This is a genomic window from Geopseudomonas aromaticivorans, assembly GCF_019097855.1.
Taxonomy (GTDB): domain Bacteria; phylum Pseudomonadota; class Gammaproteobacteria; order Pseudomonadales; family Pseudomonadaceae; genus Geopseudomonas; species Geopseudomonas aromaticivorans.
This window is the reverse complement of record NZ_JAHRGL010000064.1, coordinates 1-1,362: the sequence shown is the minus strand read 5'-3', so window position 1 is coordinate 1,362 and position 1,362 is coordinate 1. Positions and strand designations below refer to the sequence as shown.

The 1,362-nt window shown below is 67.0% G+C and carries 2 protein-coding genes and 1 pseudogene; all 3 read right to left on the bottom strand.

Going from position 1 to position 1,362, the window contains the following annotated elements; translation table 11 throughout:
• Positions 1-748 (bottom strand): NAD(P)(+) transhydrogenase (Re/Si-specific) subunit beta (locus KRX52_RS18430; RefSeq protein WP_217683194.1); only part of this gene is annotated, 748 nt, incomplete at its 3' end.
• Between the two features lies 1 nt (position 749).
• Positions 750-1,064 (bottom strand): NAD(P) transhydrogenase subunit alpha part 2, encoded by a 315-nt coding sequence (locus KRX52_RS18425; protein WP_217683193.1) that lies wholly within the window; start codon positions 1,062-1,064, stop codon positions 750-752.
• Positions 1,065-1,093: 29 nt separating this feature from the next.
• Positions 1,094-1,362: pseudogene (locus KRX52_RS18420) on the bottom strand (NAD(P)(+) transhydrogenase (Re/Si-specific) subunit alpha); the annotation flags it as partial.

Here is a 1,362-nt window from a genome sequence, read left to right as displayed (position 1 = left end):
GCGAGAAGCCGATGCCGGCGGCCGCCCAGCCCGAGTAGCTGTTGAGCATCGACACCACCACCGGCATGTCGGCGCCGCCGATCGGGATGATGATCAGCACGCCGATCACGAAGGCCAGCGCCACCAGCACGGCGAACGCGGTCAGGTTGCCGGTGAAGGTGTAGGCCAGGCCCAAGCCGAGGATGGCCAGGCCGACGGCCAGGTTCAGCCAGTGCTGGCCGGCGAAGGTCACCGGGGCGCCCTGGAACAGGCGGAACTTGTACTTGCCGGACAGCTTGCCGAAGGCGATCACCGAACCGGAGAAGGTGATGGCGCCGATGGCTGCACCGAGGAACAGCTCCAGGCGGTTGCCGGCCGGGATCGGATCGGTGATCGCGGCGACGATGCCCAGCGACTGCGGCTCGACGACGGCGGCGATGGCGATGAACACCGCGGCCAGGCCGATCATGCTGTGCATGAAGGCGACCAGCTCGGGCATCTTGGTCATTTCCACGCGCTTGGCCATGATCGTGCCGGCGCTACCGCCGGCCAGCAGGCCGACCAGCACGTAGCCGATGCCGGCGCTGCCGCCGGCCTGGGCGGCGAGCTTGTAGATCAGCGCCACGGTGGTGCACACGGCGATGGCCATGCCGACCATGCCGAACAGGTTGCCGCGCTGCGAAGTGGTCGGGTGGGAAAGCCCTTTCAGCGCCTGGATGAAGCACACCGAGGCGACCAGGTAGAGCAGGGTGATCAGGTTCATGCTCATCTCAGTGCGCCTCGGCCTGCGCCTTCGGCGCCTTCTTCTTGAACATTTCCAGCATGCGTCGGGTGACCAGGAAGCCGCCGAACACGTTGACCGCGGCCAGCGCCACGGCGAGGGTGCCCATGGTCTTGCCCAGGCCGGTCTCGGTCAGCGCCGCAGCCAGCATGGCGCCGACGATGACGATGGCGGAAATGGCGTTGGTCACCGCCATCAGCGGGGTGTGCAGGGCGGGGGTGACGTTCCAGACCACGTGGTAGCCGACGTAGATCGCCAGCACGAAGATGATCAGGTTGTAGAGGCCGTCAGAAATCAGGTCCATGTTGTTGTCCTTGTAGGAGGGCCGCAGGGTCAGGCGGCGTTGCGGCGCAGCAGCTGGCCGCCTTCACACATCAGGCAGGCGGCGACGATGTCGTCTTCGCGATTGAGGTGGAACTTGCCTTCGCCGTCGATGACCAGCTTGAGGAAGTCCAGCAGGTTGCGCGCGTAGAGGGCCGAGGCATCCGCCGGCACCAGCGCGGCCAGGTTGCTGTGGCCGACCAGGGTCACGCCGTGCTTGACCACCACCTGATCGGCGACGGTCAGCGGGCAGTTGCCGCCCTGCGCCGCGGCCAGGTCGA